At 68.0% G+C, this 26,170-nt stretch carries 28 protein-coding genes and 1 tRNA gene; 10 read left to right on the plus strand and 19 right to left on the minus strand.

Going from position 1 to position 26,170, the window contains the following annotated elements:
• Positions 1–341: DoxX family membrane protein (locus tag UK23_RS11280; protein WP_045311425.1), on the minus strand; the 341-nt coding region annotated here is incomplete at its 3' end.
• A 183-nt stretch (positions 342–524) separates the two neighbouring features.
• Between UK23_RS11280 and radA the strand changes: the two genes are divergently transcribed.
• Together radA and UK23_RS11290 are read left to right on the plus strand one after the other, a co-directional pair.
• On the plus strand, positions 525–1,907 hold the full coding sequence (gene radA / locus UK23_RS11285; protein ID WP_231114462.1) for a DNA repair protein RadA: 1,383 nt from the start codon (positions 525–527) through the stop codon (positions 1,905–1,907).
• A 15-nt stretch (positions 1,908–1,922) separates the two neighbouring features.
• Complete coding sequence (locus UK23_RS11290) at positions 1,923–2,465, plus strand: hypothetical protein (protein WP_045311394.1); 543 nt, start codon at positions 1,923–1,925, stop codon at positions 2,463–2,465.
• Here the strand turns inward: UK23_RS11290 and UK23_RS11295 are convergent.
• Positions 2,395–3,240, minus strand: a complete 846-nt coding sequence (locus UK23_RS11295) for a helix-turn-helix transcriptional regulator (RefSeq protein ID WP_052684569.1) — start codon at positions 3,238–3,240, stop codon at positions 2,395–2,397. The genes UK23_RS11290 and UK23_RS11295 overlap by 71 nt on opposite strands.
• 105 nt (positions 3,241–3,345) lie before the next feature.
• Between UK23_RS11295 and UK23_RS11300 the strand changes: the two genes are divergently transcribed.
• On the plus strand, positions 3,346–3,693 hold the full coding sequence (locus UK23_RS11300) for a VOC family protein (protein ID WP_045311396.1): 348 nt from the start codon (positions 3,346–3,348) through the stop codon (positions 3,691–3,693).
• A 4-nt stretch (positions 3,694–3,697) separates the two neighbouring features.
• The gene (locus tag UK23_RS11305) at positions 3,698–4,090 is read left to right on the plus strand and encodes an SRPBCC family protein (protein ID WP_045311397.1); all 393 of its coding nucleotides are present in this window, start codon (positions 3,698–3,700) and stop codon (positions 4,088–4,090) included.
• A 54-nt stretch (positions 4,091–4,144) separates the two neighbouring features.
• Here UK23_RS11305 and otsB read toward each other — a convergent pair whose 3' ends face one another.
• The 3 genes from otsB to UK23_RS11320 all read right to left on the minus strand — a co-directional run bounded on the left by otsB (position 4,145) and on the right by UK23_RS11320 (position 9,572).
• Positions 4,145–6,673, minus strand: a complete 2,529-nt coding sequence (gene otsB, locus UK23_RS11310; protein WP_045311398.1) for a trehalose-phosphatase — start codon at positions 6,671–6,673, stop codon at positions 4,145–4,147.
• A gap of 48 nt (positions 6,674–6,721) precedes the next feature.
• Complete coding sequence (locus UK23_RS11315) at positions 6,722–8,155, minus strand: alpha,alpha-trehalose-phosphate synthase (UDP-forming) (RefSeq protein WP_045311399.1); 1,434 nt, start codon at positions 8,153–8,155, stop codon at positions 6,722–6,724.
• Positions 8,156–8,225: 70 nt separating this feature from the next.
• Positions 8,226–9,572: a threonine/serine ThrE exporter family protein gene (locus UK23_RS11320; RefSeq protein ID WP_045311400.1), complete on the minus strand. Its 1,347-nt coding sequence runs from the start codon at positions 9,570–9,572 to the stop codon at positions 8,226–8,228.
• Positions 9,573–9,832: 260 nt separating this feature from the next.
• Between UK23_RS11320 and UK23_RS11325 the strand changes: the two genes are divergently transcribed.
• Together UK23_RS11325 and UK23_RS11330 are read left to right on the plus strand one after the other, a co-directional pair.
• A tRNA-Thr gene (locus UK23_RS11325) sits at positions 9,833–9,905 on the plus strand.
• A 103-nt stretch (positions 9,906–10,008) separates the two neighbouring features.
• Positions 10,009–10,923 (plus strand): tyrosine-type recombinase/integrase, encoded by a 915-nt coding sequence (locus UK23_RS11330; RefSeq protein ID WP_176929729.1) that lies wholly within the window; start codon positions 10,009–10,011, stop codon positions 10,921–10,923.
• Positions 10,924–11,297: 374 nt separating this feature from the next.
• Here UK23_RS11330 and UK23_RS11340 read toward each other — a convergent pair whose 3' ends face one another.
• The 4 genes from UK23_RS11340 to UK23_RS11355 form a co-directional block, all read right to left on the minus strand.
• Positions 11,298–11,492: a DUF397 domain-containing protein gene (locus UK23_RS11340; RefSeq protein WP_045311402.1), complete on the minus strand. Its 195-nt coding sequence runs from the start codon at positions 11,490–11,492 to the stop codon at positions 11,298–11,300.
• Between the two features lie 111 nt (positions 11,493–11,603).
• Positions 11,604–12,371 carry a helix-turn-helix domain-containing protein gene (locus UK23_RS11345; protein ID WP_045311428.1) on the minus strand — a complete coding sequence of 256 codons (768 nt, stop codon included), beginning with the start codon at positions 12,369–12,371 and terminating at the stop codon, positions 11,604–11,606.
• A gap of 17 nt (positions 12,372–12,388) precedes the next feature.
• Positions 12,389–12,913, minus strand: coding sequence for a DUF6879 family protein (locus UK23_RS11350; RefSeq protein ID WP_045311403.1), 525 nt, complete (start codon positions 12,911–12,913; stop codon positions 12,389–12,391).
• A complete protein-coding gene (locus UK23_RS11355; RefSeq protein ID WP_045311404.1) occupies positions 12,913–13,125 on the minus strand; it encodes a hypothetical protein in 213 nt (70 codons plus the stop codon). Before UK23_RS11355 ends, UK23_RS11350 begins: the two co-directional genes overlap by 1 nt.
• Positions 13,126–14,296: 1,171 nt before the next feature.
• Between UK23_RS11355 and UK23_RS11365 the strand changes: the two genes are divergently transcribed.
• The 3 genes from UK23_RS11365 to UK23_RS11375 all read left to right on the plus strand — a co-directional run bounded on the left by UK23_RS11365 (position 14,297) and on the right by UK23_RS11375 (position 16,541).
• Entirely contained in the window at positions 14,297–15,409 is a 1,113-nt protein-coding gene (locus UK23_RS11365) for a radical SAM protein (RefSeq protein ID WP_045311406.1), read from the plus strand.
• Positions 15,410–15,413: 4 nt separating this feature from the next.
• The gene (locus UK23_RS11370; RefSeq protein ID WP_045311407.1) at positions 15,414–15,623 is read left to right on the plus strand and encodes a hypothetical protein; all 210 of its coding nucleotides are present in this window, start codon (positions 15,414–15,416) and stop codon (positions 15,621–15,623) included.
• A gap of 108 nt (positions 15,624–15,731) precedes the next feature.
• Positions 15,732–16,541 (plus strand): phosphotransferase, encoded by an 810-nt coding sequence (locus UK23_RS11375; protein ID WP_045311408.1) that lies wholly within the window; start codon positions 15,732–15,734, stop codon positions 16,539–16,541.
• 53 nt (positions 16,542–16,594) lie between these two features.
• Here the strand turns inward: UK23_RS11375 and UK23_RS11380 are convergent, their stop codons facing one another.
• The 8 genes from UK23_RS11380 to UK23_RS11405 all read right to left on the minus strand — a co-directional run bounded on the left by UK23_RS11380 (position 16,595) and on the right by UK23_RS11405 (position 24,945).
• Positions 16,595–16,861: a hypothetical protein gene (locus UK23_RS11380; protein WP_045311409.1), complete on the minus strand. Its 267-nt coding sequence runs from the start codon at positions 16,859–16,861 to the stop codon at positions 16,595–16,597.
• Positions 16,862–16,919: 58 nt separating this feature from the next.
• Entirely contained in the window at positions 16,920–17,048 is a 129-nt protein-coding gene (locus UK23_RS54560; RefSeq protein ID WP_269112265.1) for a hypothetical protein, read from the minus strand.
• 5 nt (positions 17,049–17,053) lie between these two features.
• Positions 17,054–17,743, minus strand: coding sequence for a peptidoglycan-binding domain-containing protein (locus tag UK23_RS49685; RefSeq protein ID WP_063778060.1), 690 nt, complete (start codon positions 17,741–17,743; stop codon positions 17,054–17,056).
• A gap of 2 nt (positions 17,744–17,745) precedes the next feature.
• Positions 17,746–17,886, minus strand: coding sequence for a hypothetical protein (locus UK23_RS51415; protein WP_156213032.1), 141 nt, complete (start codon positions 17,884–17,886; stop codon positions 17,746–17,748).
• Between the two features lie 83 nt (positions 17,887–17,969).
• Positions 17,970–18,539: a hypothetical protein gene (locus UK23_RS11390; protein WP_045311410.1), complete on the minus strand. Its 570-nt coding sequence runs from the start codon at positions 18,537–18,539 to the stop codon at positions 17,970–17,972.
• A 1-nt stretch (position 18,540) separates the two neighbouring features.
• Positions 18,541–21,807 carry a hypothetical protein gene (locus UK23_RS11395; RefSeq protein ID WP_052684571.1) on the minus strand — a complete coding sequence of 1,089 codons (3,267 nt, stop codon included), beginning with the start codon at positions 21,805–21,807 and terminating at the stop codon, positions 18,541–18,543.
• Complete coding sequence (locus UK23_RS11400; protein WP_052684572.1) at positions 21,804–22,658, minus strand: hypothetical protein; 855 nt, start codon at positions 22,656–22,658, stop codon at positions 21,804–21,806. The genes UK23_RS11395 and UK23_RS11400 overlap by 4 nt, the downstream gene beginning before the upstream one ends.
• 16 nt (positions 22,659–22,674) lie before the next feature.
• Positions 22,675–24,945 carry a phage tail protein gene (locus UK23_RS11405; RefSeq protein ID WP_045311412.1) on the minus strand — a complete coding sequence of 757 codons (2,271 nt, stop codon included), beginning with the start codon at positions 24,943–24,945 and terminating at the stop codon, positions 22,675–22,677.
• On the opposite strand from UK23_RS11405, the gene UK23_RS51420 reads away from it, so the two are divergent.
• Entirely contained in the window at positions 24,932–25,159 is a 228-nt protein-coding gene (locus tag UK23_RS51420; protein ID WP_156213033.1) for a hypothetical protein, read from the plus strand. The genes UK23_RS11405 and UK23_RS51420 overlap by 14 nt on opposite strands.
• On the opposite strand, the gene UK23_RS51425 is transcribed toward UK23_RS51420, so the two are convergent.
• Positions 25,156–25,653, minus strand: a complete 498-nt coding sequence (locus UK23_RS51425) for a DUF7426 family protein (RefSeq protein ID WP_045311413.1) — start codon at positions 25,651–25,653, stop codon at positions 25,156–25,158. The genes UK23_RS51420 and UK23_RS51425 overlap by 4 nt on opposite strands.
• On the minus strand, positions 25,653–26,168 hold the full coding sequence (locus UK23_RS48525) for a phage tail tube protein (protein ID WP_419503876.1): 516 nt from the start codon (positions 26,166–26,168) through the stop codon (positions 25,653–25,655). Before UK23_RS48525 ends, UK23_RS51425 begins: the two co-directional genes overlap by 1 nt.
• Between the last annotated feature and the right edge of the window lie 2 nt (positions 26,169–26,170).

Below are 26,170 nucleotides of genomic sequence, written 5' to 3' on the forward strand. Positions count from 1 at the left end.
ATGCCCGACGGCTCCAGGAAGACGTGGAACAGGAAGATGTTCACGACCATCGGGGCCAGCATCGCGAGCGCCAGCGGCACGAACCGGCCGATGACCAGCAGGATGCCTGCGACGAGCTGGACGCCGGACGCGAGCTGCAGCATGTAACCGGTGGCGTAGAGGGCGCCGCTGAACGCCACACCTTCGGGTGCCATCGTGCTGGGGTCCGGGGCGGGCATGAACATCAGGAAGCCGTTGAGGCCGGTCGTGGCGAAGAGCAGGCCGGTCAGCACTCGGGTGACGACGGTGGCGTAGCGGCCGAGAGCGAACTTGCGGGTCGCGGTTGCGGTTGCGGTGGTCACTGTGTCCTCCAGGCTGTCGTGTCCTTCCACTGATGCGTCGAACGGGCTCCCGAGCGGATCGACAAGTCGGCGAGAAAATTTTCGCGAGTTCGTGCCGGACGATCGACTTCTCGACGAACTCGCCGCCGTCTGCGAAGCAGCGGCCGACAAACACTGTCGGTGGTGTCCTCTAACGTTCGGGGTGTGGCGAAGACAGCGCGGCCGATCTTCCGTTGTGCCGAGTGCGGGCACGAGGTGGCGAAGTGGTTCGGCCGCTGCCCCGAGTGCCAGGCCTGGGGCAGCATCGAGGAACGCGGCACCGCGTCGGTGACCCGTGTGGTGGCGGGCGCGCCGACGTCGGCTGCCCGGCCGATCGGCGAGGTCGACATCGAGTCGGCACGGGCGTTGTCGACGGGTGTGAGCGAGTTCGACCGGGTGCTGGGCGGGGGCCTGGTGCCGGGTGCGGTGGTGCTGTTGGCGGGTGAGCCGGGTGTCGGCAAGTCGACGTTGTTGCTGGAGACCGCGCACCGCTGGGCCGAGTCGCACGGGCGTTGTCTGTACGTCACGGGCGAGGAGTCGGCGGGGCAGGTGCGGCTGCGGGCGGAGCGCACCGGCAACCTGCACGGCGAGATGTACCTGGCGGCCGAGAGCGAGCTCAGCGCGTTGCTCGGGCAGGTCGACCAGGTGAAGCCGTCGATGCTGATCGTCGACTCGGTGCAGACGATATCGACGATGAGCGCTCAGGGCGGGCCCGGCGGTGTCACCCAGGTGCGGACTGTCGCATCAGGACTGATCGCGATGGCCAAGGAACGTGGGCTGCCGGTCGTCCTGGTCGGTCACGTCACGAAGGACGGAACTGTTGCGGGGCCGCGGGTTCTGGAGCACCTCGTCGACGTGGTGCTGCAGTTCGAGGGCGACCGGCACTCGTCGTTGAGGCTGCTGCGCGGCATCAAGAACCGCTACGGCGCGGCCGACGAGGTGGGCTGCTTCGAGTTGCGCGACGACGGCATCGTGGGTGTGCCGGACCCGTCCGGGCTGTTCCTGACGCGTCGGGAGCAGGCCGTCGAGGGCACCTGCGTGACGGTGATCGTCGAGGGCAAGCGGCCGATGCTGGGCGAGGTGCAGGCGCTCGTCGCCAAGACGAACCTGCCCGCGCCGCGCAGGGCGGTGAGCGGGCTCGACTCGGCGCGCATCTCGATGGCGCTGGCGGTTTTGGAGAAGCGCGGCAAGGTCAACCTGTTCCAGAAGGACGTCTTCACCGCGACCGTCGGCGGCATGCGGCTGACCGAGCCCGCCGCGGACCTCGCGGTGGTGCTGGCGGTGGCCTCTGCCGAGCGGGAGATCGCGTTGCCCGCCGACCTGGTGGTGCTCGGCGAGGTGGGGCTCGCCGGCGAGATCAGGCGGGTCAACGGCGTGGGCAAGCGCTTGCAGGAAGCCGCGCGGCTGGGCTTCAAGAAGGCTTTGGTGCCACCGGATCACGGGCCGTTGCCGGACGGCGTGCGGGCGCTCGTGGCGAACGATCTTGTGTCGGCATTGGACGTTCTGGGCCTCAACAAGCGGCGGGCTGGTAAACCTGCCGAAGAGTGATCTTCGGGGGGAGAGTTGGAAGAGGTCGAGGAGGTGCTGGGCCTCGCCTTGGCCCAGGTGCCGCCTGGTGCGCGCAGTGAGTCGGATCTGACGCGCCTCGACGTCGAGGAGTACCTGGACCACGCGGAGTGGGAGCTGGCGCTGGACGTCCTCGGCGACTTCGAGGGCATCACCTGGCAGACGGCGCGCTACTGGGACCTGCTGGCCGGAGTCGCGGTGCAGATGGACCTCGATCCCGCATGGTTCGACTGGCGGCGCGGGGAGTCGATCCACGGGTTGTTGAGGGCCGAGCTGAGGCTCGACGTGGCTGCCGAGGCCGTCGCCGCTCAGGGGACACGGCCGGTGTGGGACCTGAGCGGCGGTGAGCGGAGGGTGGCCGCGATGTGGGTGGAGTCGAAGCCGGTGCTGGAACCCGGTCTGCGGGCGACCGTGCGGTTGCGACCGCTGATGCCGTCGGCGTGGACCCACCTGATCAGAGGTGACCAGATCACCTTCCAGCAGGATGGTGAGCCGAGGGGGACGGCGAAGATCGTGGAGAAGGTGCCGGCGCGGCCCTGAGCAGCTTCTTCAGCGCGGTGGGTGTGTGGCCCAGATGCTCGCGCACGGTCCGGGACAGGTGCGCCTGGTCCGCGAACCCCAGGTCGGCGGCGAGCGAGGCCAGGCTGGTTTCCCCGTCCTCCAGCCGATCCAGCGCGGCAGCCACCCGCACCCGGTTGCGGTAGCGGGTCAGCGACACCCCCATCTCACGCGGGAAAGCCCTGCTCAACCGGTACGGCGACACCCCGAGCAGGCCCGCGAGCGGAATCAGCCCGGCAGCAGCCGGATGGTCAGCGCCGATCACCTCGCGAGCACGCGCCACCAGCGCCCGGTCACCTGCCTCGGCACCGGACGGCGTCGGCGTGGCCACGACCTGCCGCACGACCTCGCCCACCAGTCCGATCACACCTTCGGATGGATCGTGGGCGGCGGCCAGGAGGCGGCGGTGGGCCAGGTCGAGCCTGCCGTCGACGTACAGCGACGAGCCGTGCAGTCGAGGCACATCGCCTGCCACCGCACGCCACAACGAGGCGGTGAGGCTGATCGAGGTGCAGACGTCGCCACCGGCGGGGTGGGCGAACTGCTCCTCCTCGCCGGGCAGACCGAGGTAGCCGACCGTGCGGTCGAGATCCACGGCCACACCGCGCACCCGGCGACGGAAACCGCCCGAGCGCACCAGCACGAGCCGCACGTCCGAGCGCGGCGGTTCGGCCGACCAGCCGCGGTGGTCGTCGTGGCAGTCCACCGCGGACACGGTGAACTCCGGACGGGCCGCCAGGTCGACGAACGAGAGCACACCAAGCAGGTTAGGCCGGGGGTCTGACAATTTTCGCAAGGATCTTCAAGACCTGCGGGCCGACGAACACGAGGCTGGGCGCACGGAACCAGAAGGAGACGAACCATGTCAGCCCAGCTCACCACCATCGTGCTCGACTGCGCCGACCCTCGACAACTGGCCGAGTTCTACCGAGCGGTCACGGGGTGGGAGGTGACGGCCAGCGGCGAGGAGTACGCCTACCTCGGCAACGGCGGCATCCAGCTCGCCTTCGTCAAGGTGGAGGGCTACGAACCGCCGACGTGGCCGAGCCCTGCCAAGCAGGCGCACCTGGACTTCCAGGTCGACGACGTCGAACTGGAGGTCAAGCGGCTGGAATCACTGGGCGCCACCAAGCCCGAGTTCCAGCCCGGCGGCGACGACTGGACCGTGCTCGCGGACCCGCAGGGTCACCTGCTCTGCCTGGTTGGCTGATCACATGGCTTCCATCAGCAGGGAGATCGTGATCGAGTCCAGCGCGGACGACGTGTGGAAGGTGATCGGCGACTTCGCCACGGGGCCGAGCCGGATGGCGCCGGGGTTCGTGGTGGACACGCACCCGGAAGAAGACGGGCTGAGGCGCGTCACGTTCGCCGACGGCACGGTGGTCCGGGAGCGGCTGATCGGCATCGACCACGACGCACGGCGGATCGTCTACTCGGTCGTGGGCGGCAGCGTCACGCCTGAGCACGACAACGCCGCCATGCAGGTCGTCGAAGAAGGCGACAAGTGCCGCGTCACCTGGATCCGCGACGTGCTCCCCGACAGCCTGGCCACGCCGATGGCCGCCGCGATGACACACGGCCTGACCGTCATGCAGAAGGCTCTTTGAAAGTACGCGGGGACCTTTCGTACTCACCGAGAGTACGAAAGGTCCCCGCGTGAACTACTGCGAGAGCAGCTGGGCGCAGCGGATCAGGCCCAGGTGCGAGTACGCCTGCGGGTGGTTGCCCAGCGAGCGTTCGGCCACCGGGTCGTACTCCTCTGGCAGCAGACCCGTGGGGCCCGCCGCCGCGACGATCTGACCGAACAGCTCCTCAGCCTCGGTGCGACGACCGGTCAGAAGATAGGACTCGATCATCCACGCGGCGCACAGGTGGAAGCCGCCCTCGTCGCCCGGCAGGCCGTCGTCCCGGTGGTAGCGGTAGACGGTCGAACCCGAACGCAGCTCGGCCTCGATCGCGGTGACGGTGGACTGGAAGCGCTCGTCCGTCGGGTCGATCAGCCCCGAGAGGCCGACGAACAGAGAAGCCGCGTCCAGGTCGTCGCCGTCGTAGGCCGTGGTGAACGACTGGACCTCGTCGTTCCAGCCGTTCTTCAGCACGTCCGTGGAGATCGTGTCGCGCAACGGCACCCACGACGGGTCGAGCTCCCGGCCGAACTGCTCGCCGAGCTTGATCGCGCGGTCGATCGTCAGCCAGCACATGACCTTCGAGTACACGTGGTGGCGCGGCGCGTGCCGCTCCTCCCAGATGCCGTGGTCCGGCTCGTGCCAGCGCCGGGAAACCGCCTCGGCCATCGCCTGGACCATCGCCCAGTCGGCGTCCGACAAGGAACCGCGAGCCGTGGCCAGCTGCACCACGAGATCCACCACGGGACCGAACACGTCGAGCTGCACCTGCTGGTTGGCGAGGTTGCCGACGCGCACCGGCCGCGAACCCGCGTAGCCCGGCAGCGTGTCGATCACGGCCTCGGCACCGAGCTGAGTGCCGTGCAACGTGTACAGCGGGTGCAGGCGCTCGGGACCCGGGATGGTCTCCAGGACGCCGTGCAGCCACGCCAGGAAGCCGTCGGCCTCGGCGAAGGAACCCACCGACACGAGCGCGGCGGCGGTCATCGCGCCGTCCCGCAGCCAGCAGTAGCGGTAGTCCCAGTTGCGGACACCGCCCAGCTCCTCCGGCAGCGACGTGGTGGCCGCCGCCATGATCGAGCCGGAGTCCTTGTGCACCAGGCCGCGCAACGTCAGCGCCGAGCGCAGCACCAGGTCCGTCTGCACCCTCGGGAGCTTCAGCCCCGCCGCCCAGTCCGACCAGTAGCCGGCCGCACGATCACGGCGGACCGACTCGGCCAGCGCGTGCTCGGAGATGTCGTCGGTGCCGCATCGCAGCTCCAGCAACACCGCCGCACCCTCACGCGGCCGGACGACAGCGCGTGCGGTCTCCTGGACGCCGTCGGAGGTGATCTCCCAGTCGACACCCGGCGAGCGCAGCACCATCGGATCGGAGGTGCCGACCACGCGCAGACCGTCGCGCTCACGCAGCAGCCGCACCGGCACCTGGCCGAACTCGGGCCGCGGCGCGAACGTGATCACCGCGTTGGTCGAACCGGAGATCCGGCGGACCAGGTCCGTGCGGTGCGAGGCGAGGTCGTGCTCCAGGTAGTCCGTCACCAGGAGCCGTGACCAGCGGGTCTCCACGATCATCGTGCCCGGCAGGTAGCGCTGGCCCAGCGGCAGCGACCCGTGCTCCGGCTTGATCGAGAAGTGCCCGGCTGCCGGTCCACCCAGCAGATCGGCGAAGATCGCCGCCGAGTCCGGTTCCGGGTGGCACAACCAGTTGACCTTGGCGTCCGGCGTCACCAACGCCACCGAACGCTCGTTCGCGAGCATCGTCAGACGCTCGATCGGCACGGCCTGGTCGCCGTGCAGCCACGCCCGGCGCTCCTCCAGGAGGAACGCGAGGACCGTGGCCACGTCGGCCGGGTCGTTCACGTAGTGCTCTGCCAGCGACTCCCCGGCACCCACGCGGATGCCGAGGTCCGGACCGGACAGGCGCGCGAACGCCTTCTCGTCCGTCACGTCGTCGCCCAGGAAGATCGCCGCGGTGGCGCCGACCTGGTGCCGCAGGATGTCGAGGGCGTGGCCCTTGTTGGTCTCGACGACCGCGAGCTCGATGACCGCCTTGCCCTCGGTGACCTGCACACCTTCCCAGGTGCACGGACCGGAGCGGACGGCGTCGAGCACGCGCTCGCCGACGGAGGCCTCTGCGCGGCGCACGTGCACCGCGATCGAGGCGGGCTTGACCTCGAGGTGCACGCCCTCGTGGCCGTCGACGATCGCTTCCAGCTCAGCTTCGATGCGGCGCAGCAGCGCCTTGGCGTTCGCGTCCAGCGCGTGGACGAAGCCGACGTCGAACTCGGAGCCGTGGGAGCCGACCAGGTGGACCTCGCCAGGTAGGCGAGACAGTGTTGCGAGGTCACGCAGCGCACGACCGGAGATCACGGCAGACGTGGTCTCGTGCAGGCTCGCGAGCGAACGCAGTGCGTTCACCGACTCCGGGAGCGGGCGTGCCTGCTCCGGGTCGCTCACGATCGGCGCGAGTGTTCCGTCGTAGTCGCTGGCGACAAGAAGTCGCGGGGTCCGCGCGAGCTGACAGACAGCTCGTCGCAGTTCGGCGGGGAGGGCCTCGGCGGTCAACGCCCCTCCTGGAGCACTCGATGGGTCAATACGGGGATCTGAAAGGATTCAGACCGAGGTCTGCGTGCCCAACGCCTCCAGGAACGACCTCGCCCAACGGTCAACGTCGTGGGTGAGGACTTGGCGGCGCAGCGCGCGCATCCTACGGCGGCCTTCAGCGGGATCGATGTCGAGGGCGGCCTGCAGTGCGTTCTTGACACCGTCCAGATCATGGGGGTTCACCAGGAACGCACTGGTCAGTTCTGCGGCAGCGCCGGCGAACTCGCTGAGCACCAGAGCTCCACCAAGATCATATCGGCAAGCCACGTACTCCTTGCAGACCAGGTTCATACCGTCACGAACCGGCGTCACCACCATGACGTCCGCGGCGCTCATGAAGGCGACGAGCTCTTCGCGGTTCACCGACTGGTGCAGGTAGTGCACCACCGGTTTGCCGACCCGCCCGAACTCGCCGTTGATCCGGCCGACGGACTGCTCGATGTCCTTGCGCATCGTCTTGTAGTGGTCGACGCGCTCCCGGCTCGGCGTCGCGAGCTGGACCATCGCGACGTCCTCGGGGTCGACGCGTCCGTCCGCGATCAGCTCGTAGAGAGCCCGGATCCGGACGTCGATGCCCTTCGTGTAGTCGAGACGGTCCACGCCCAGCAGGATGCGCTTGGGGTTGCCGAGGTCCTCTCGAATCTGCCTCGCGCGGGCCTGCGTCTCCTTGCGCCGGGCGACCGCGTCGAGGCCCGCGCTGTCGATCGAGATGGGGAACGCACCGACGCGCACTGTCCTGTCGCCGACCTGCACGACACCTGGCCGGGTCCTGACACCGACGGTGCCGCGGCTGGGTTCGAGGCCGACGAGCCGGCGGGCCAGCCAGAGGAAGTTCTGCGCGCCGCCGGGACGGTGGAAGCCCACCAGGTCGGCGCCGAGCAGGCCGCGGATGATCTCCGTGCGCCACGGGAGCTGCATGAACAGCTCGACCGGCGGGAACGGGATGTGCAGGAAGAAGCCGATCTTCAGGTCTGGCCGCTGTTCGCGCAGCATCGCCGGGACGAGCTGCAGCTGGTAGTCCTGCACCCACACCGTCGCACCCTGCGCGGCGATCTTCGCGGTCGCGTCGGCGAACCGCTGGTTGACCTGCCGGTAGGAGTTCCACCAGTGCCGGTGGAACGCGGGCTGCGCGACGACGTCGTGGTAGAGCGGCCAGAGCGTGCCGTTGGAGAAGCCCTCGTAGTAGTCCTCGACCTCTTTGGCCGACAGCGGGACCGGGTGCAGCAGCAGGCCGTCGTCCTCGAACGGCGACACATCGGCGTCCGAGACTCCGGGCCAGCCGACCCAAGCGCCGCTGTGTGAGCGGAGGAACGGTTCGAGCGCACTCACCAACCCGCCGGGGCTGTGCTTCCACCGCTCTGTGCCGTCGGGCAGGCGCTCCAGGTCAACCGGCAGCCGGTTGGCCACGACTACGAATTCCGCCCCGTTCTCGCCAATGTCCATGCTCACAAACACCCAGGCTAGTGCGGACGCGTGTCCGGGGCGTGTCGTGTAACCCCCGTCACAGCGAGGTTCACTCCAACCGACGCTTGGTGGGTTTGAGCGGCCCGGACATGCGCGGACCAGCGAACTTGCGCTCCAAACGGCCCAGTCCGGTGCGCACCGGCTGGGCCAGGTACTCGCCGAACACGACCCCTCCGGCCAGGGCGAGAGCAATACCACTCGCGAACACCAAAGTGCTCAAACCGGCCGGATCGCCCTCGGCGGTGAGCTGGAACAGGCCCCGGTAGGTGGTCCAGCCGGGCAGCAACGGGACCACGCCCGCCTGCACCACGACGAGCGTCGGGATGCGCAGCCGGCGGGTCATCGTCGCGCCGCCGAACCCGGAGATCGCGGCGGCCACCGCGGACCCGAGCAGCACGTCCAGGCCGAAGCTCGTGACGAGACCGAACGCGGCCGTGCCGATCGCGCCGGAGATGGCGGCCGCGACGAGCGCACGCGGCTGGGCGTAGCAGGCGAGCGCGAAGAACGCACTCGTCGCAGCTCCCGCCGCGAACTGCATCGGCACCGCGGAGATCAGCGGCGGCAACGGGTCCGTGAGCTTGATTGCCAGTCCGAAGTGGACGGCCGTGCGGATCGCGATCGCGACGCCCGCGATGAGCCCGGCGCTCAGCAGCACGGTTTCGACCGTGCGGCCCGCGGCGGTGACGTTGTAGCCGGAGATCGCGTCCTGCACGGTGCTCACCAGCGCCAGCCCGGACAACAGCACGACGATGCCGACGGCGACCAGCAGGCTCGGCCGGACGTTGGGCAGCAGTCGGGTGGCGAACACGGTCAGCGCCGCACCCGTGCCGAGCGCGCCGCCGACGAGCTGCTGGAAGAAGAACGGCAGCGCACGCCGGTTGAGGACCCGGCCGACCCGGTCGATCACGGCGGTGACGACACCGGCGGTGATCGCGAGCTCCCACCCGCCGCCGACGAGGAACGCCACGGCCGCGGCCATCCCGCCCCACGCGGCGGTGGCGACCCAGCGCGGGTACGGGTGCTTGGCGTTGGTGATGTCCTCGAGCTCCGCGTGGGCGTCCTCGATCGGGCCGAGATTGCGCACGAGGTGTTCGACCGCCGCGAGCCGCGTGTAGTCGAGGCTGCGCTGCCGCACGACCCGTACCGCAGTGATCGGGGGCGCGTCAGTTCCGCGATGACACGACACGCTGATTGAGGTGTAGATCACGTCGACTTCCGTGTGCGGAAGTCCATAGCTCTCGGTGACCGAGAGAATCGTGGCTGTTACGTCGGCCGCGCCCGCCCCACTGGCCATTTGAACCTCGCCGATCTTCAGTGCGAGATCGAGTACCAGGTGAACAGTGGTGTCGTCGGGCAGTGCGGGGCCGTGCAGGTTGTTCGTGGAAATCTCGCGCACCTCCGTGGTGTGATCGTGAGGAGTCGTTCGACTGTTGCTGTGTCGTCTGCCACCTCCGATCGGGCGACCCGAAAAGGAGGACATGATCACTGTCCGTTGGTTACCCTCCTGACCTGGTCAAGGCGGCCTGTCGGGCGCACTGATCCACTCAGTTGGTTGGTCAGCCTCCTACCGGAGCAATCCGATCACACTGAGAGCAGACCGTTCGCCGCAGGTAGCTCCCGCAACGGGCGCTTACGATGTTCGCGAACACGAGCCAGGCCGGCGTAGCTCAATTGGCAGAGCACTCGCCTTGTAAGCGAAAGGTTAGGGGTTCGATTCCCCTCGCCGGCTCAACTCGCTCCCTGACCAGCAACGACGGTTGGTCAGGGAGCACTCTCGCTCAAGGTGCTTCCAAGCACAGCGCTCAGTGACACTCCGCTTGGAGGGTTTGAGCGTGACGAAGTCGATCATCTTCCCCGCTGGTGGCTGGGGACTCCACGCGCGTGGATGGCACCGCGCACTGAAGGCTCAGAACAAGTCCGACAACACGATCCGTATCTACATCTATGCGGTGCGTCAGCTCGGAGAGTGGGCCTGCTCGCAAGCCGAGCCGTTCGAGGCTGACGAGACCACGCCGGACCACATCAACCAATTCATCGCTGCTCTGATCGAGAAGACGTCGGCGCCGAACGGGCACACCAACTACCGAGCCTTGCGGACGTTCTTCAAGTGGATGGTCGAGTCCGAAGAAGAGATGGACCGTTCGCCGATGGACCGCACGAAGGCTCCTGACCTGCCCGAGCAGCCCGTGCCGATCGTCACCGATGGAGGCATGACGGAACTGCTGAACGTCTGCAAGGGCAAGGACTTCGAATCGGTCAGGGATACCGCAATCATCCGGCTGTACTTCGACACGGCCGCTCGACTCTCCGAAGCGGTGATCAACCTCGACGACCTCGACCTCGATGTCGACGTGATTCGCGTTCTTGGCAAGGGGCGCAGGCATCGAACGATCCCGTTCGGTCCCAAGACCGGTACGGCGATCACCCGGTATCTGAAAGCGCGTGCCAAGCACAAGCACGCGGGCAAGCCCGACCTGTGGCTCGGCTTGCGCGGGCCGATGACTGCGGACGGAATCAAGCAAATGATCAAACGTCGCGGTCAGCAGGCGGGGATCGGCAACATGTTCGCGCATAGGCTGCGACACACCTTCGCGCACACCTGGCAACTCAAGGGCGGAAACGAAACGGACCTCATGAGGATTATGGGGTGGAAGTCGGATCAAATGTTGCGACGCTACGGAGCCAGTGCAGCAGACGAGCGGGCGCACTCGTCTCACCGCTCGATGGGGCTCGGCGATCGGGTCTAGCCGGAAGTAGTGAGCTACCTAGGTGACACAGGTGCGCTGTGCTGATGCAGTGAGTGAGGAACTGACACCAGCACAGCGCACCTTGCGCGCCAAGCTCGGCGCCTACACGTCGTGGGCCAACACGACAAACCGTACGGCTCGCACCGACGCAGCCCGGAAGGCAGCTAAGAACCGGTTTCGGGTCCTGGCGGACCCTGACGGCGTCCTGCCGCCTGAGATGGTCGAGGAGCGCGCACAGGCTCTTGAACGCGAGCACTACACGCGGATGGCCTTCCTCAGTGCGAGATCGCGCCAGAGGGGCTCTCAGGCCGACGCGTGATGGCGGCCTGGCCGATGAAGCGACCCGCCGAGCCTCGACGAACTCGGCGGGCGCGTCAGGCAGAGGTCGACTTCGTGATGCTGGGCGATGCGACGAAACAGGCCCAAGCGGAACGATTGAAGGGCACCGTTGCTAGCTCTGGGTCGGTGGAATCGCGCACGAGCACGCCAGAGGTACCGAACCCGACCTCGACGCACGCCTCGGGGTTCCCGCCGCTGTAACTCGACTTCTTGAACTGCACATGGTCCATCTAGCTGGTTACCTCCTGTGGCGAGACGCTGACAGCCGTGGCGGCGGCTGCTGCGGCTTCCGAGCAACGAACGAGGATCTTGCGAGCCTCGTCGCCCTCCGCCGCCACGGTCTACAACTCGTCCATAAGACGGTTGTAGGTCTCGATGTCGGAGGGCGTCTCGGTGTTGATCTCCGTATCGACGGTCTCAATCAGCACCCTCTCGCCGACGATCCAGAAGCCATTAGGCGGCACGACCGGGAGGCGGGTGCCCAACGGGATGATCCCGAACCGTGGTCGAAGACCGAGCAACGCGAGCAATCGGTCGATCTGCGCGACCATCACGGTTGGTGGGCAAACGTAATAGAGCAGAGCCGATTCGCAGATGAGTAGCTCGATTTCTTTCGCGTTGTCGTACAGAGCGTGCTGCCGCTCCATACGGATGCTGAGCGCCTCTTCGGTGTCGATGGGCACTTGCTGGAACGCGGCGGCGGTGTCGAAGACGTGGCGCGCGTACTCGGCGATCTGCACGAGCCCCGGCACGATGACCAACTCGAACACTCGGATGCGTCTTGCCGATGCCTCGACATGCTTGCTGTAGGTCTGTCTGGCGCTGTGTCCCTTACGTAGCTGGGTCTTCCATGACGCCTCGTCCATGACGATGCCGCGCAGCCACGAGCGCATGTGCTCGACCTCAGAAGCCGATGCCCCCGCCCCGGTCATCCAGGCGAGGACATCGGCGTCAGTGGGAGGTTGCCGCTTGTTCTCGATCTTCGAGACCTTTGTCGCACCCCAACCGAGCCGAGCGGCGAAGTCCTTGCCGTTCAGCTTGGCGACCTCGACCCGCACTCGCTTAAGTTCATCGGCGAACTCGGCGCGGCGCTCCTCTGGCGTGCTCACGGGCTCCTCGTGGGTGGCTAGGTCTTGACGAAATCCTCGTACGAGACTGCCTCAACGCAAGCAATCTTGCGCCATTGCTCGTACCGCGCCACCGTAGCGGGTTCGGTCACGATCTCCGCGCCTATGAGGCCTTGTGCCCCGTAGTGGAGTACTGCGACCTTCATCCGATCGAAGATCCAGAAGTCGTGCTCTGGTAGCCCGAGGCGCGACGCCGCAGCCTGCGTGAGCAGCCAGATTTCCTCCCCGGCTGCGAGGTTGGCTGGGGTCACCTCCATCTGCCAACGCAGGTACTCCGTCAACGGCTCGGTGAGCATCCGAACGCGTTGGAATACCTTGCCGCTCTCGGTCGCAGCCTGGATCTCGTCGAGCCAGGGGCGCAGCCAGTCGAGGTCTTGAAGGACGGGAACGCCATCCCGCCATCGTTGCCAGGGCTCGACTTCATCAGGCTGGTTGTAGGTTCCCTGCGCCTCCCACCGCCATGCCGAACTGTCGAACTCGCGGAACAGTGCGCTGAACGCCTCGCCGCTGATCAGTTCAGGCATTACACGCCCTGCGGGGCGAACTTCAGCAGCTCGACCGGGACCTCGACGAGCATCTCTCCATCGGGCAACCCGCCCTCGCGGGCTTGAGCCGTCGCGATGGCCTCGGGGTCGGTGACGACGTACCCCTGCACGACGGCGGTACCACGGTCAGTCAGGAACAAGGTCGGGCAGGACCCGCTGTTGCTGGTCGTGCCGAGGAACTCCAGTTTCATGTCTCCTCCAGAGATTGCGCGCTTGCTTGCATCCTGTTGCGCAATCTCTCTCTGAGTCAACGCCATACCGAGTGACCTCGTGCTTTGGTTGCTGCTCTGAGTAGTCATCGCGTAAGCCAACCGGGGCAAGTATGCGCAAGATTGCTCGGATTGCTTGCATTCGATCAGTCGGTTCGGGATGGTGAGCAAGCGGGACCGGCGACGGGAACACGGACGCGGTCGCCGGTTCCGCTTCCACCGACGCAGTGGCCTGCGCCGGCAGTGACGCACGCCAAGCGAAGGAAACCGCGGTGACTTCGAACGGAAGTGTCGGACGCCTCCGGGCTGTCGGCTTCGACGTCTTGCCCCTGCTTGATCGAGACGGCGTCGACCACGCGTTGCAGTTCTGGCGCTGGGACCCGAACCGGCTGTACCTCGACGTTGTCGCCGTCTTTCACGATGACTACGCGGTTGCGACGCGCCTGCCTCCACAGCGGGCGTGGGAAAGCCCCTTCACGCCGACGGCCGGGGGGCCTGTTCGCCCGATGCCACTCGAACCGCTCGCCGCTGCGTTCGAACAGCGCTTCCTGTGGACCCCTCCAGGTGACCACTTGAGGTAGCGGCAGTGATGGAACCCCAACTACGCAAGGAGATCGACGTGTTCGGTGATGCTCTGCTCTTTACCGCTGTGTACGTGCTCGGCGTGTTGTCGGTGGCCGCACTCATTCTTTGGTGGGTCGTCACCGGGGCGTACGGGCGGCACGCCGGGGCAAGGAACGAGGCGGTTTCTGTTGGAGCCCTGGAAGACAGGATTAGGGCCGAGGTACAGGTGTTGGTCGATACGACCCGACCAATCTCTCCAGAGCGGCTGTTCCCGAGACTGCCTGAGCCGCCGCGAGAACCTCCAGCATCAGTGTGGACGCTGCCTGAACTGGTTGCGGCGTAGGACATGGCTGCCAAGCTCCGCGCTGCCGACGATCGCTGGCATAGCGCGTCAATCCGCACCGGTGATCTGCACCGAGCACGGTCGATCAGTGGTCGGGAAGTCACCCCACTGTGTGACCGCGAGCCGTTCGTGCCGACCGTCTCGCCGAAAGAGCCGACTGATCCAGATCACGCGTGTCCTGACTGCATTGCGGCCCAACGTGGTCGAGGTGCAGGAAACTCCTAGCGCCCACATCGGGGGACATTGATGCACACGCTCATCGCGAGTCCGTTTCTGACTGACTTCGTTGTGGTGAAACCAGATGCCCAGGGGGCAGTCCAAATCGGCTCCGACCTGTTCGACGAGTTGCTCGTCGCGTCGTCACGGCCGGACGCCTCTTGCCCACAGTGGCTCGTTGACGCAGCTCGTAAGCGCTGGGACCTCGATCTCACAAGTGGTCCGCTTGCGCAGTTGGTAAAGGTGCGCGAGCCGTCGCCACTTGGGTACGGCCGCGCCTCCTACGAGGTGAACCTCGGATGCAACTACAAATGCCCGCACTGCTACCTCGGAACGAAGACGTTCGAGGGACTCGCCTGGCCCGAGCGCGAGCAGATGCTGCACACGGTCCGTGACTCCGGGGCACTGTGGTTCCAGATCACCGGCGGCGAACCGACGGTCGACAAGCTGTTTCCGCAGGTCTACACGACCGCGTGGGACTTCGGGATGATGATCACCCTGTCGACAAACGGGTCTGCCCTGCACGCGCCTCGGATTCTCGATCTGCTGACCGAACGGCGTCCGTATCGGATCACCGTGAGCGTCTACGGCGCGAGCGCGAGTGTGTACGACGAGGTCACTCAACGGTCCGGCTCGCATGAGCTGTTCAGGAAGGGCATCAAGGCAGCGCACGAGAACGGACTGCCTCTGCGCTTCAACCTCGTGATGACGGATCGGAACGCCCACGAACTCGACGAGATGAAGGCGTTTGCCGAGGACCTCGGCGTCTCGTACCACGTGTACTCGAAGATTTCGCCCACGATCTACGGAGGCGCGGAAACGCTGCCGTCGCAGTCGTCCGAGTTCCTGCACACTCGCAAGCCGTTCACTGGGTGCGGTGCTGGACACACGCACTTTCACGTGGACCCGTTCGGCCTGGCGAGCATTTGCAAGGTCGGGCGCGACGCGCAGTTCTCGCTCGTCGAGAAGGGCCTCGATGCGCTGCGAGAACTCGCCGGAGTCGCCGACTCGCTGATGGGGCGCACCGGCGGCTGCTCCGGCTGCAAGTTGTCGGGGAGCTGCTTCACCTGCCGTCCTCTGGCGAAGCTGTACCAGACGGCGAACGCCCCCCTTGAGCGCTACTGCCAACATGGGGGGAGGTGAACACATGTCCGTGGTGATGCTCGAACTGCTGCCTCCCTCGGCTGCTCCCGACCGCGAGGTCGACGAGATGCAGGAGGAGGAAAGGCAGGCGGCGGCACAGATGCCCGTCGCACCGCGCGTCGCACCTGACGCCGTCGTGATGCTCGACGACGTCGAGGTGCTCGGCGCATACGCGCGCTGCAACTGCGAAGCATCGGACGACAACCCGTACTGATCGGGTAGTCGCCAAACCGGGTGGCCGGACGCGCGTAGCGTCCGGCCACCCTTTGTCATGTCGGCTAGCCTCGCCCCGTTCACGGGCGAACGACGATGGTTGAGGATCATGCAAGAACGCATCGAGTGGGACAGCCTTCCCGCCGGTCTGCGCAACGCGATCGGTGAGCAGGCCGGGCAGATCACGGCGGCTCGCACTCTCTCGCAGGGGATGAATTCAGCTCTCGCCGCAGTGCTGGACACCCCCGGCGGGCAGGTGTTCGTCAAGGGCATCCGCACGGATCATCCTGGTGTCGTTGCGCAGCAACGGGAAGCGACGATCAACCCCCATGTGCGGCCACTAGCCCCCGCCCTGTTGTGGCGGCTCGATGACGCCGAGGGCTGGGACGTGCTCGCGTTCGAGTTCGTCAAGGGGCATCACCCGGACTACGCCCCTGACTCGACGGACCTCCCGGCCGTCCTGGCGGCCGTGGACACTCTGGCCTCGCTTCCGGTGCCGGATCTGCCGCTGAAGGACGCGCGTCAACGGTGGCGCGGCTACCTCGACGAAGCCGAGGCCGAGCTGCTCGGCGGCGAGACGTTGCTGCACACCGACTACAACCCGGACAACATCCTGATCACCTTGGACGGCAAGGCCCGGATGGTCGATTGGGCATGGCCGACGCGTGGCGCCGCATGGATCGACCCGTGCTGTCTCGCGCTGCGGCTGATCGCTGCTGGGCACACCGCCGCGCAAGCCGAGCAGCTCGTGAGCCGCACACGCGCATGGGCGTCTGCTCCCCGCACTGCGGTTGGCGTGTTCGCCCGCGCCAACGTCGACATGTGGACCGACATCGCGACCAGCGACCCGCAGCCGTGGAAACAGCAGATGGCAGACGCTGCCCGCCAGTGGGCAGACGGACTGCTCGCCTCGGCCTGACCCCAACTACGAGAAGAACGCCCCGCGCCTGTGAAGGCGCGGGGCGTTCGTCGTTACGGGGTCTCGTGCTTGCCGAGGTAAGTCGGCGGCTGTGTGGAGCCGAGCAGGATGCGGGTCAGCCAGTCGGGCAGGCTCGCCTCGATCTTCCGCAGTAGCGGGTACACGACGCCGAGCACTATCGGCAGGACGACGAGGTTGGTCGCGTTGCCGAGTGCGTCGGTGAGGTAGGCCGGTGCGCCGATGCTCACCAGGCCCGTGATGAGCGCTGCCCACGCGCCGGGTACGACGGTGCGAAGCCACGCGATGACGGTGTCGGACATGGTCCTCCTGTAGGGGTTGGGGCTTGCCGAGCACGAACGTGAGCTCGGCGGTTTCGGGTCAGTCCCGGTGGGCGAGTTCGTCCTCACCAGCTCGTAGCTGCGCCTCGATCTCGCCGACGCGGCGCCAGGCGTGCGCGGCGAGCAGGACGAGGACCAGGCCGAGAGCGGCCAAAGCCGCGGTGCGCACGACGGTCACCCGCCGGCCAGGCGGCGCCATGTCGCCGGCCCGACGACGCCGTCGACGTCGAGCCCGGCGCGGCCCTGCATATAGCGCACGCGGGCCTCGGTGAGCGGCCCGAAATCGCCGTCGACGCCGAGTGCGGGCAGGCTCGGATACCAGGCGTTGAGGATGCGCTGCACCTCGCTCACCGCCGGTCCGGTCGAGCCTCGCCGGATCGTCGGACGCTGACCGGGCGCCGGTGGCGTCGGCGCCGGAGCACCACCGCCACCGCCGAGGACCTGCTGCACGCGCTGCGCGGTGAGGGTGCGCGCGGAGTTCCACGAGAGTTCGACGTGCAGGTGATCGTGGTGCGGGTGGGTGCCGTTGTACGGGCGCCATCCGGCGTTGGGGTAGGAGCCGGACCAGATGCGCCGGTTGTAGATGACGCACTGCACGCCCAGCTCGGCCGAGCTGTTGATCAGCTTGTCGGCGAGCACCTGCGCCCATCCGGCGCCGACGGGCACGCCGAGATCGGTCGCGCGGCCCTCGCCGTGCAGGCTGGTCGTGTTGCTGCCGGGGATGACGGCGCAGTTGTAGATGCCGAGGTTGTAGCCGCCCTGTGCGCGGTAGGCGCCGAGGAACCACGCCATGAGCGCCTGTGCGCCGCTGGTGGGTCCGCCAGTGCAGGACTTCGCTTCCTCGTATCCGACGTAGATGCCCATGTTCAGGCCTCCTCGGTGACGGGGGTGGCGTCGGCGAACGGCTCGACGTAGTCGGCGTGCGTAGGGTCCGTGATCGGTTCGGGCGTGAGGTCCAGCGCATCGGGGCCGACGACGTCGCCGGTGTCGGGTGTCGGTGCGGTCATGAGTTCCTCTCCGGTCGGTACTGCGGTTGGGCGTGCGCCATCGGCCGACGCACTCGGTGCGTCGGCTGGTCGGCGAGTTCGGGCTAGGTGGTGTGCAGGCTCGGCGCGAGCTGCTCGCGCACGACGTCGCGATCGAGGGCGATCTGCCCGGCGTCGCGGGCCACGAGCGAGCGCAGTTCGGCGAGCCCGCGGTCGTCGACGATGGTCACGCTCGTGCGGATAGCGTCGATCTCGTCCGCGCGCATCCGGCGGGCCTTGGCGGTGAGGTCCTCGACGTCGTTCTCGGCCTGCTCGATTTCCTGCGTCATCTTGACCAGCAGGTCGTCGCTGATTTCGGCGTCGCTGCTGGCTGTGGCGCCTCCGAGGTGCGCCCGTGCGTACAGGGCGAACACGCGTGCCTGCTGCGCCTCGGCGGCTGTGTAGAGCGAGGCCTCGATCGTTCCCGGCGGGAGCGGTTCGCCTCGGTAGCTGTGCAAGCGCCAGTCGAGGACGATCAGCGGGTTGTCGACGCCGTACAGCTCAAGGTCGGCGGCGATCGCCGAGCGTGGCAGCACATACAGCTCGATCCCGAGGTCGGTGCGCTGCGTGATCCGGTAGCACGGGCCGAGGCCCGGTTCGTCGGTGATCTCGGTACTGATGATCTCGATATGCATTTCAGGCAGTCCTCACGATCAACCAATGGATGTCGATCTCGGCGCCGCGAGACCAGTTGAACTGAAATCCCCTGTTGTCCCAACGTGTTACGCCCCAGGTGACGCCGTCTTGTGGGGCACCGGTGACGATCGTGCAGTGCGGGACAGGGGAACCGACGGTGACGGTGCCGCCGTGGTCGATGCGGATCGAGAAGGCGCCGGGGTTGACGTGGGTGATGCCGAACCCGAGCATCCGGGTGTTGGACATGCCACGGGGCAGGATGCCGTCGATGAACAGCTTTCCGCCGCCCTCGGCGTTCATGCTCACGCTGGTGTTGGTGTCCCCGAACTGCTTGCCCAGGAACCACGCGCCGCCCTTGCGCATGATCAGGTCGACGCGGCCTGAGCTGTTGCCGGTCTGCTCGGCGGACAGCGCCCACAGGGTGCCGTCGTCACGGGCGTGCACGGTGGGCTCGAACCCTGGAGATCCGGCCAGGCCGGTGAAGTGGATGCCGGGATAGCCGCCGAACGCGCTCGACGTGACGATCGCCCGGACACCGCTAGTGCCGGTGCGCAGGGTGCCCGCGATGTCGGCGGCGCCGGTCGCCCCGGAAATCTCGACGGTGCGCGTCCCGGCGGAGTTCCACGCGTGAATGCCGTCCTCGTCGAGCTGCACGCGCGGGTCGTCGTCCGAGGTGCGAATCGTGGCGCCGGTGATGGTCTTGCCGTCGATGGCATCGGCGGCGATCTTGCTTGCGGTGATGGCTCCGGCGCGGATGGCTCCGGCTGTGATCGAGCCGACGGCGAGCTGATCGGCGGTGATGCTGTTCGCGACGATCTTGTCGCCGTAGATCGGTTTGCCGACGAGGTCGGGCGGCACGAGCGGGCGCGTGCTGATCGTCGCCGGGTCGGACACGGCCGAGGTGTTGCCGCTGCGGTCGGCGGCGACGAGGTGGAAGCGGCGGCCCTGGTTGTACGGCTGGTCGGTGACGACGATGCCCCCGGCGCCTTCCAACTGCCCGACGCGTACCGGTCCGGTCGAGGCGGGCGGCTGCACGGTGAGCGTGCCGACGGATGCCTGCGGCCATTCGAGGTAGACCCCGGCGGCCGTGCCGTCCAGCTCGGCGAACTCCGACTCGGTAAGCGTGTTGGTGTGCACGGAAGTTCCGTTGACGAACACCTCAACCGCACGGCCGCGCACCGCCAGGGCGAGCGTGAGCCTGTCGAGCGAGGCCCCGGCGGGCAGCGTCAGCGGTACCTCGCGGTTGCTGGTCGCGGCGTCGACGTAGAGAACGAGCGGGTTGGCCGTGTCGTTGCGGCGTACCAACGCATACACGGCCCGTTCCTTGTACGGCCACTCCTGTGACGGCCCAGGGGCGTACCGGACGTAGACCCCGGCGCGGTACTGCGTGCCGACCTTGAGATCAGCGGCGGTGACCGTGTAGTCCCGCGCGCCGGTGTCCCTGGTCGCCAACAGGTCCGAGCCGCCGGTGATGGTGAGCTTGTTGCCCGCCACGGTGTACGCGGGCGCTCCGCCGCTGGACGAGTGCAGGGCCGTCCACAGTGCAGGGTCGAGCTTGTTGTCGCTGTAGGTCCAGGTGTCCGACCACAGCGGGGCGTCGCTGCTCGCCTGCATCCACACGTCGACGTGTGAGAAGTCGCTCGGCATGATCTCGCCTGCGGCGCCCTTGCCGTCCCAGTCGACATGGATCACGCCGAGCCTGGTCGACAGGCGCGGCGCCGATGGCCGCGGTGGTGCCTCGGCGTCGGCGGCGATGGTGACGGCGTAGGTGTTCGACCACGGGCCGATGACCCCGGCGCGGCTGACGGCACGGACCTTGAACGCCCACTCGGTGCCGACGTCGTAGGGCGAGCTGGTCGCGGTGTTGTCGGGGTGCTGGGTGTCGGTGAGCTTGGACCAGGTGAGCCCGGCGACGTTAGGTCGCTGGTACAGCTCGTAGCGGGCGACCTCGATCGCCGTTCCGTCGGTGGCCTTGTCGACGGTGCCCCACGTGGCGGTGATCTGCCCGCGCGCGGCACCGTCAGAGTCGAGATATGCGGTCGTCGCGACGATCAGCCCGGCCGGTGCGGCGGGGTCGCGCGTGTCCGGGCCTTCCGGTGCCGGGCGAGTGCCCGAGCCGCCGCTCGCCGTCGAGCCTCCGACAATGCCCGCGGTGCGCTTGGCGAGCCGCAAGTCGCGTTCGAGGAACCGGTCGTTCAAGACGAGGTTGCCGCCGAGCGTGCCCGCCTGGTCGCGAGTGAGGGCGATCTGCCGGACCCGCAGCGACGCGAGCGAGCCACCGTCGCCGGGCGCGAGCACGTAATCGCCGGGCCGGTAATCCCGCAGCGGCAACCACTTCGCGGCACCGAACGACACGGCACGGGTGATCTGCACGCGTTCGCGGCCGGTGCGGTCGAGTTCGGCCTGCGCGAGCAGCCGCATGGTGCCCTCGTCGCGCACCCCGCCTTGGGTGATGAAGCTTTCCCAACGACCCCAAGGGGTTGGGGCGTTGGGGTTGGTCAGTTCGAGCCTGGCGGTGCCCTCGCCCTTGACGTAGACGGCGGATGCGAGTTCCTCGAACGTGCCCTCGTCCGGGGCGTCGGTGACGTCGCGCCCGAGGCGCAGGTCGACGGGGGCGCCGCCGGCTGTGAGGTCGCGGGCGAGGACGGTGTCGGCGTTGAAAAGCCGCAGCGTGCGGCTGGTCATGACCCAGTCGACGACGCCCTGCTCGGCCAGGTTGTCCACCACGGTGAGCACGTCGATACCAGGTTCGTAAGCAATCGTGAGGACCTTGGCCCACGGCTGCCCGGCGCTGTCGGCGCTCGGCGTGAAGTCGACCGCGAGACCGGGCAGCGCGCCACGGGCCTTGGCCTCGCCGAGCAGCGTCGCGACCACCGTGCCAGCCGTGGCCGAGGCAAAAGGGCGCTTGCCCTCGGCGTTGTCGTGCTGGGAGGGGAACAACCGGGCCTTGCGCAGCATCCACGAGTAGGCGGGCAGCTCGAACGACCGCGTCCCGGTCGGATCGACAACGTTGCCCGATCGCTTGATGCGCAGGAACCGCCCGCCGAGGATCTCCGACCAACCTCCTGCAGAAGGGTCGTAGGCCTCGACGGCGACCTCGATCGGGTTCGCGAGCAGGCCGGCGCCCGGTGCTCCGAGCGCGTAGGACAACCGCAGTGAGCCGACGTCGTCGAGCGGCACGGCCACGTCGAGCGAGAGCGGAGTCGGCAGCACGCCGAGACGGGGACCGTTCGGCGTGTGTGCGACGAGACGCACGTCGAAGCTCACAGGTACGCCCTTCTCGCTCGCAGCTCGACGAGCGTGGTGTCGCTGGTGCCGGTGCCCTCGACGAGCACCTGCACACCACGGTCGTGTGCCGATGTCACCGGCCGAGGCGTGAGCGCCAGGAACCGCGAGCCAGAGCCGGGGCCACCGGTGACGACGCGTCCGGTCGCGTTCGCTTCGGTGCCGTCGAACGACACCGACGGCGCCTCGTGCGCGTCCATCCGTCCGCAGTGCACCCGCAGCGCCCGCCCGGTCGCCAGGGCGCCGGGGTAGCCGACCCATCCACCGGTAGCGGTGTCGGTGATCCGCAGATCAGTCATCGGCCCGGTGATCCGCAGGACGGCGTCGACAACGGGCGCGGTCGCTCCGTCGAGGATCTCGACCCGCTGAACTGCGCCGATCGTGCGCGTGGTCCAGGCGGACGCCGTCGAATCGCGCCAGTACACGCCGGGCACGCGCAGCACCACGGCGAGCCGAGCACGAGCGGCACCGATCCACACCTGCGGTTCGGACGCGGAGATCACCGCGGCCTCGGCGGCGACCTCGCCGATACCGGGTGCGGCCCGGTATCGGACGTCGAGCAGCCGGTGCCGCACACCGAACAGCGCGTACAGGGCTTGCAGGTTGGCGTCGAGCCCGGCGGCGCCACGATCGACGCCGTCTGGGCCGACGCCACGCACTCCGAGGTGCAGGCCGATCGTGGTCGCCTCGACGTCCTCGCCGACCATCGGCAGCACACCAGCGCGACCGGGCACGGCGACGGACGCGGCCCGCACGCCGGGCAACGGGCGGACCTGCGTCCCGGTGAGCAACTTCCAGCAGCCCGAGGGGTGATCGAGCGTGACACCGTCCACTGTGTACGTCGCCAGGTCAGATCACCCCCAGCGCGCCCGCGTACTGCAACGATCGGTTGACCGTCGTCGAGGTCGGCTCGGCCTGCGGGTAGTGGTTGGTCACGTGCACCACCGGACCCGCAGCACGACGCGGGTCGAACGGGTCCAGCGAGCCCGAGCCTGTACCGGTCGGCGTGGCAAGTCGGGGCGCCGGAATGACCACCTTGGGAATCGGCGGAAGTGCTGCCATGTCAAGGAAAGCGCGGTCCACCGCACCCGACATGCGGCCAAGTCCGACGACGAGCCCCTCGCCGACGTGCACGCCTGCCTCGGCGGCGAGGCGCGACGGCGAGCGGATGCCGAAGAAGTCCAGCACGGAGCCCCACGCCGATTTGACCATCCCGAGCAGCTTGTCGCGGATGGCGCCCGCCATCGACGAGAAGCCGCCGAGCAGGCCTCGGATGATGTTCACGCCGGTGTCGTGCAGCAGACGGCCAAGGTCGCCGAGCGCGCCGAGGATGCGCTGCGGGATGCCCCGCAGCCAGTCGACCGCCTCGGACCACTTCTGAACGATCCAGTCCTTGACCTGGCCGAACCAGGCACCCACCTTGCCGGGCAGCGAGCCGAGCCAGCCGACCGCGTCGAGCACCCACTGAACGGCGAGCCGGACCCCGGCAACGATCGTGTCCCAGTGCTTGATGATCAGGCCCGGCAGGCTCCAGTTGAGGAACAACCACAGCAGGAAGTCGACGGCCTTCTGCACCGCGCCGACGATCCACTCCCACGCTGTGCGTCCGGCCGCAACCAGCCAGTCCCACGCGGCGCCGACGGCCGCAACGATGGTGTCCCAGTTGGTCACGATCAGCACGACGAGTGCGATCGTTGCCGCGACCAGCAGCGCCCACGGGTTGATCATCATGAGGACGTTCAGCACGCGGACGGCGACGCCGACGACCTGAAACGCTTGTGCCGCAGCGTAAAGACCGATCGCGAGCGGGCCGAGCCACACCATGTTTTCCGAGAGGAAAGTAGCCAGGTCCAGCAGCAGCGGAGTAGCGACGATCAGGGCGGCGGTGAGCACCGAACCGAGCTGCGTCGCGAGCTGCGCGAAACCGGGCACGAGCGCGACGACCACCGGGGCGAGTTGCCGCAGCGCGGTCAGCACCACGCCGGTGACCACGCCCGAGACCGTGCCGAGCAGTGACGCGAGTGAGGCGAGCGCTTGCTGTCCCTCGAACGACTCCAGGAACCCGCGCACCATGCCCGTGACCCGCGTGAGCGTGTCGAGCAGGCTCGCCCCGCCGGTGTCCAACGCGCCGTAGACGGCGCCCACGATGCCGAACAGGTTGCCGAACACGTCGCCGAGCTGCCCCAGCGTGGAAATGCCGGCCGAAATCCACTCGCCGAGCCGACCGCTTTCCCTTGCCTGGCTTACGAATTCGGCCGCTGACTGTGCGGCCGAGCCGAACCCATCCGTCATGCCGGGCAGGAACGTCGTCCCGACCGCGACCAGGTCGAGCAGGATCGACACGAGCGGCTGCACCACCGTGGTGGTGTTGCCGATCGACGTCCGGACCTGCCCGAAGATCCCCGAGACGGTCTGTACCTGGTTGGCCTCGGCGAGGAAACCGGCCGTCCCGCGCGCTGCGGTGTTGAACTCCGCGGTGATCCCCGATAGCCCGGATTTCAGCACGGGCAGGTATCCGCTGCCGAGTGCCCGCATGTCGTCGGCGAGCCCGGCGAACAGGTTCTCTTGCGTCTCCTGCTTGACGGCTTTCCACGCCGGAGCGAGGTCCCGCACGGCGAGCGCGGTAGAGCGTGCTGCGGGCGAGAGCTTTTCGAGGCTCTGCGCGAACTTCTCCGGATCGTCCATTGAGGACATGGCATCGCCGAACCCGGACATGCCGACCTTGGCGGCGAACATGCCGACACCGACCGCGACACCGATAGCGGGCAGCAGCGCCAGGGCGCCGCCGAGCGAGGCGACGATCGGCACGACCCCGTGCACGACCGACGACGCGGTCGCCACGTTGGACATTGACAGCGCGAGGCGCCCGAACGACGTGCCCGCCCGGTTGCCGACGTCCTCGACCTTGTCGGCGTACTCGCGGAGCCTGCCGAGCCCGGCGCCGAACCCCTTGCCCGAGGCCTCGCCCTCGGCGACGAACCGCCCGCGCAGGTCCCGCAGGCGGCCGTTGGCGTCGCGGCTGAACTTGTCGAGGTCGCCTCGGCTCTTGGCGAGGCCTCGGTTCCAGCCGCTTCCGTCGATCTTGAGGAACCCGACCAGTTCGCCGATGGTCAACGCCACGGGGCATCACCCCCGGCGGCTGGACGGGCGCCTACCGGTGGCGCGGCTGGTGTTCCGGGGGCGCGAACGCGCGGGCGAGCCTGGACTCGCAGGACAGCAGCCCGGCGACGCGGACCCGCAGCCACCGCCACGACCGGGCGGCGAGAATGCCCGACTCGACGTCGACGCCGTAGACCTGATGCAGGTCAGCCTCGACGAGCTGCCAGCGTTCTAGGACTTCCGCCCACGTGTGGCCGTCGCCTTCGTCGTGGTCGAGCGGGTCCGGGTCGTACCACTCGCGGAGCCCTGTCGCCGGGTCGATCGGTCCGCCGCGCGTCGCGTCGTCCGATTCCCGGCCGTCTGGTTTGGGGAGCCTGCCGCGTTCCAGTAGGCCTCTGCGGTCTCCCGGTTGAACGCGGCATCGAGCCACGCCGTCATGCCCGCGACCTTGAGCACCGGCCACGGCACCCGGTCGGCGAGCATCTCGTCGTAGACCGGGCCGAGCGCCCGCTCGAACAGGTCGGCCTCTTGGTCGTCGTCGAGCGCGATGTCGTCCGGGTTGAACGCCTCGCCGCTCTCCGCTGCTTTCGCGGCCTGCGCCGCGACGGCGGCGAGCCGCTGAAACCGCAGACCGGTCTCGGCGTCCACCGGTGGCACGACGTAGGTCTTTCCCTTGTAGGGCAACGACAGATCAGCGTCGAGCACCTCGGACAGATCAACGAACGCCATCAGGCGACCTCCTTGCCTGTCGCGGCGACGCTCGCGCCCGCCGGGTTGGTTGCGGGGTTGGTGATCTCGACCGGGGCACCCTGGCCGTTCAGGGTGAAGTTGAACGGCTCAAGGTCGGTCTTGCCGCCACCCTTGGTGAACCCGGACACCGTCGAGGTGCCCTCGTAGGCGTCGGGTGAGCCGTCCTTGCGGTACCAGCGGACGTGCAGGTTCGCGGCGAACCCGACGATGCGCGCGGCCTTGCGGATGGCTTCCTGTCCGGGGTCCGGGGTGAAGGCCTGCGCGTCGGTGCGCTTGCGCTTGCCCTCGGCCTCGATCGACCAGGTTCGTTGTGTGACAACGGAACTACCCCAGCCGTCATCGTCGAACGAGCCGTCGTCTTCGGTGTTGTCGTCGGTGGTCTCGGTGAAGCTGGTCAAGCCGCCAATGCGCGTCCACTGCGGAGCGGTCGCGCCTGCGGTGCGGGTATCGACTTCGAGTGTCCAATCCTTTGCAAGTAGAGACCGAAGGGCCAACC

Source organism: Lentzea aerocolonigenes (genome assembly GCF_000955955.1).
GTDB classification, from domain to species: Bacteria; Actinomycetota; Actinomycetes; order Mycobacteriales; family Pseudonocardiaceae; genus Lentzea; species Lentzea aerocolonigenes_A.

Excerpts from the sequence above, each read along its gene's own strand:
- UK23_RS11375 (WP_045311408.1), top strand. The coding sequence starts at position 15,732 with ATGCAAGAACGCATCGAGTGGGACAGCCTTCCCGCCGGTCTGCGCAAC.
- UK23_RS11350 (WP_045311403.1), bottom strand. The coding sequence starts at position 12,913 with ATGCCTGAACTGATCAGCGGCGAGGCGTTCAGCGCACTGTTCCGCGAG.
- UK23_RS49685 (WP_063778060.1), bottom strand. The coding sequence starts at position 17,743 with ATGGGCATCTACGTCGGATACGAGGAAGCGAAGTCCTGCACTGGCGGA.
- UK23_RS11315 (WP_045311399.1), bottom strand. The coding sequence starts at position 8,155 with ATGGACATTGGCGAGAACGGGGCGGAATTCGTAGTCGTGGCCAACCGG.
- UK23_RS11355 (WP_045311404.1), bottom strand. The coding sequence starts at position 13,125 with ATGAAACTGGAGTTCCTCGGCACGACCAGCAACAGCGGGTCCTGCCCG.
- UK23_RS11390 (WP_045311410.1), bottom strand. The coding sequence starts at position 18,539 with ATGCATATCGAGATCATCAGTACCGAGATCACCGACGAACCGGGCCTC.
- UK23_RS51425 (WP_045311413.1), bottom strand. The coding sequence starts at position 25,653 with ATGGCGTTCGTTGATCTGTCCGAGGTGCTCGACGCTGATCTGTCGTTG.
- UK23_RS11305 (WP_045311397.1), top strand. The coding sequence starts at position 3,698 with ATGGCTTCCATCAGCAGGGAGATCGTGATCGAGTCCAGCGCGGACGAC.
- UK23_RS11340 (WP_045311402.1), bottom strand. The coding sequence starts at position 11,492 with ATGGACCATGTGCAGTTCAAGAAGTCGAGTTACAGCGGCGGGAACCCC.
- UK23_RS11370 (WP_045311407.1), top strand. The coding sequence starts at position 15,414 with ATGTCCGTGGTGATGCTCGAACTGCTGCCTCCCTCGGCTGCTCCCGAC.
- UK23_RS51420 (WP_156213033.1), top strand. The coding sequence starts at position 24,932 with ATGGTCAACGCCACGGGGCATCACCCCCGGCGGCTGGACGGGCGCCTA.
- UK23_RS51415 (WP_156213032.1), bottom strand. The coding sequence starts at position 17,886 with ATGACCGCACCGACACCCGACACCGGCGACGTCGTCGGCCCCGATGCG.
- UK23_RS11300 (WP_045311396.1), top strand. The coding sequence starts at position 3,346 with ATGTCAGCCCAGCTCACCACCATCGTGCTCGACTGCGCCGACCCTCGA.
- UK23_RS11365 (WP_045311406.1), top strand. The coding sequence starts at position 14,297 with ATGCACACGCTCATCGCGAGTCCGTTTCTGACTGACTTCGTTGTGGTG.
- UK23_RS11380 (WP_045311409.1), bottom strand. The coding sequence starts at position 16,861 with ATGTCCGACACCGTCATCGCGTGGCTTCGCACCGTCGTACCCGGCGCG.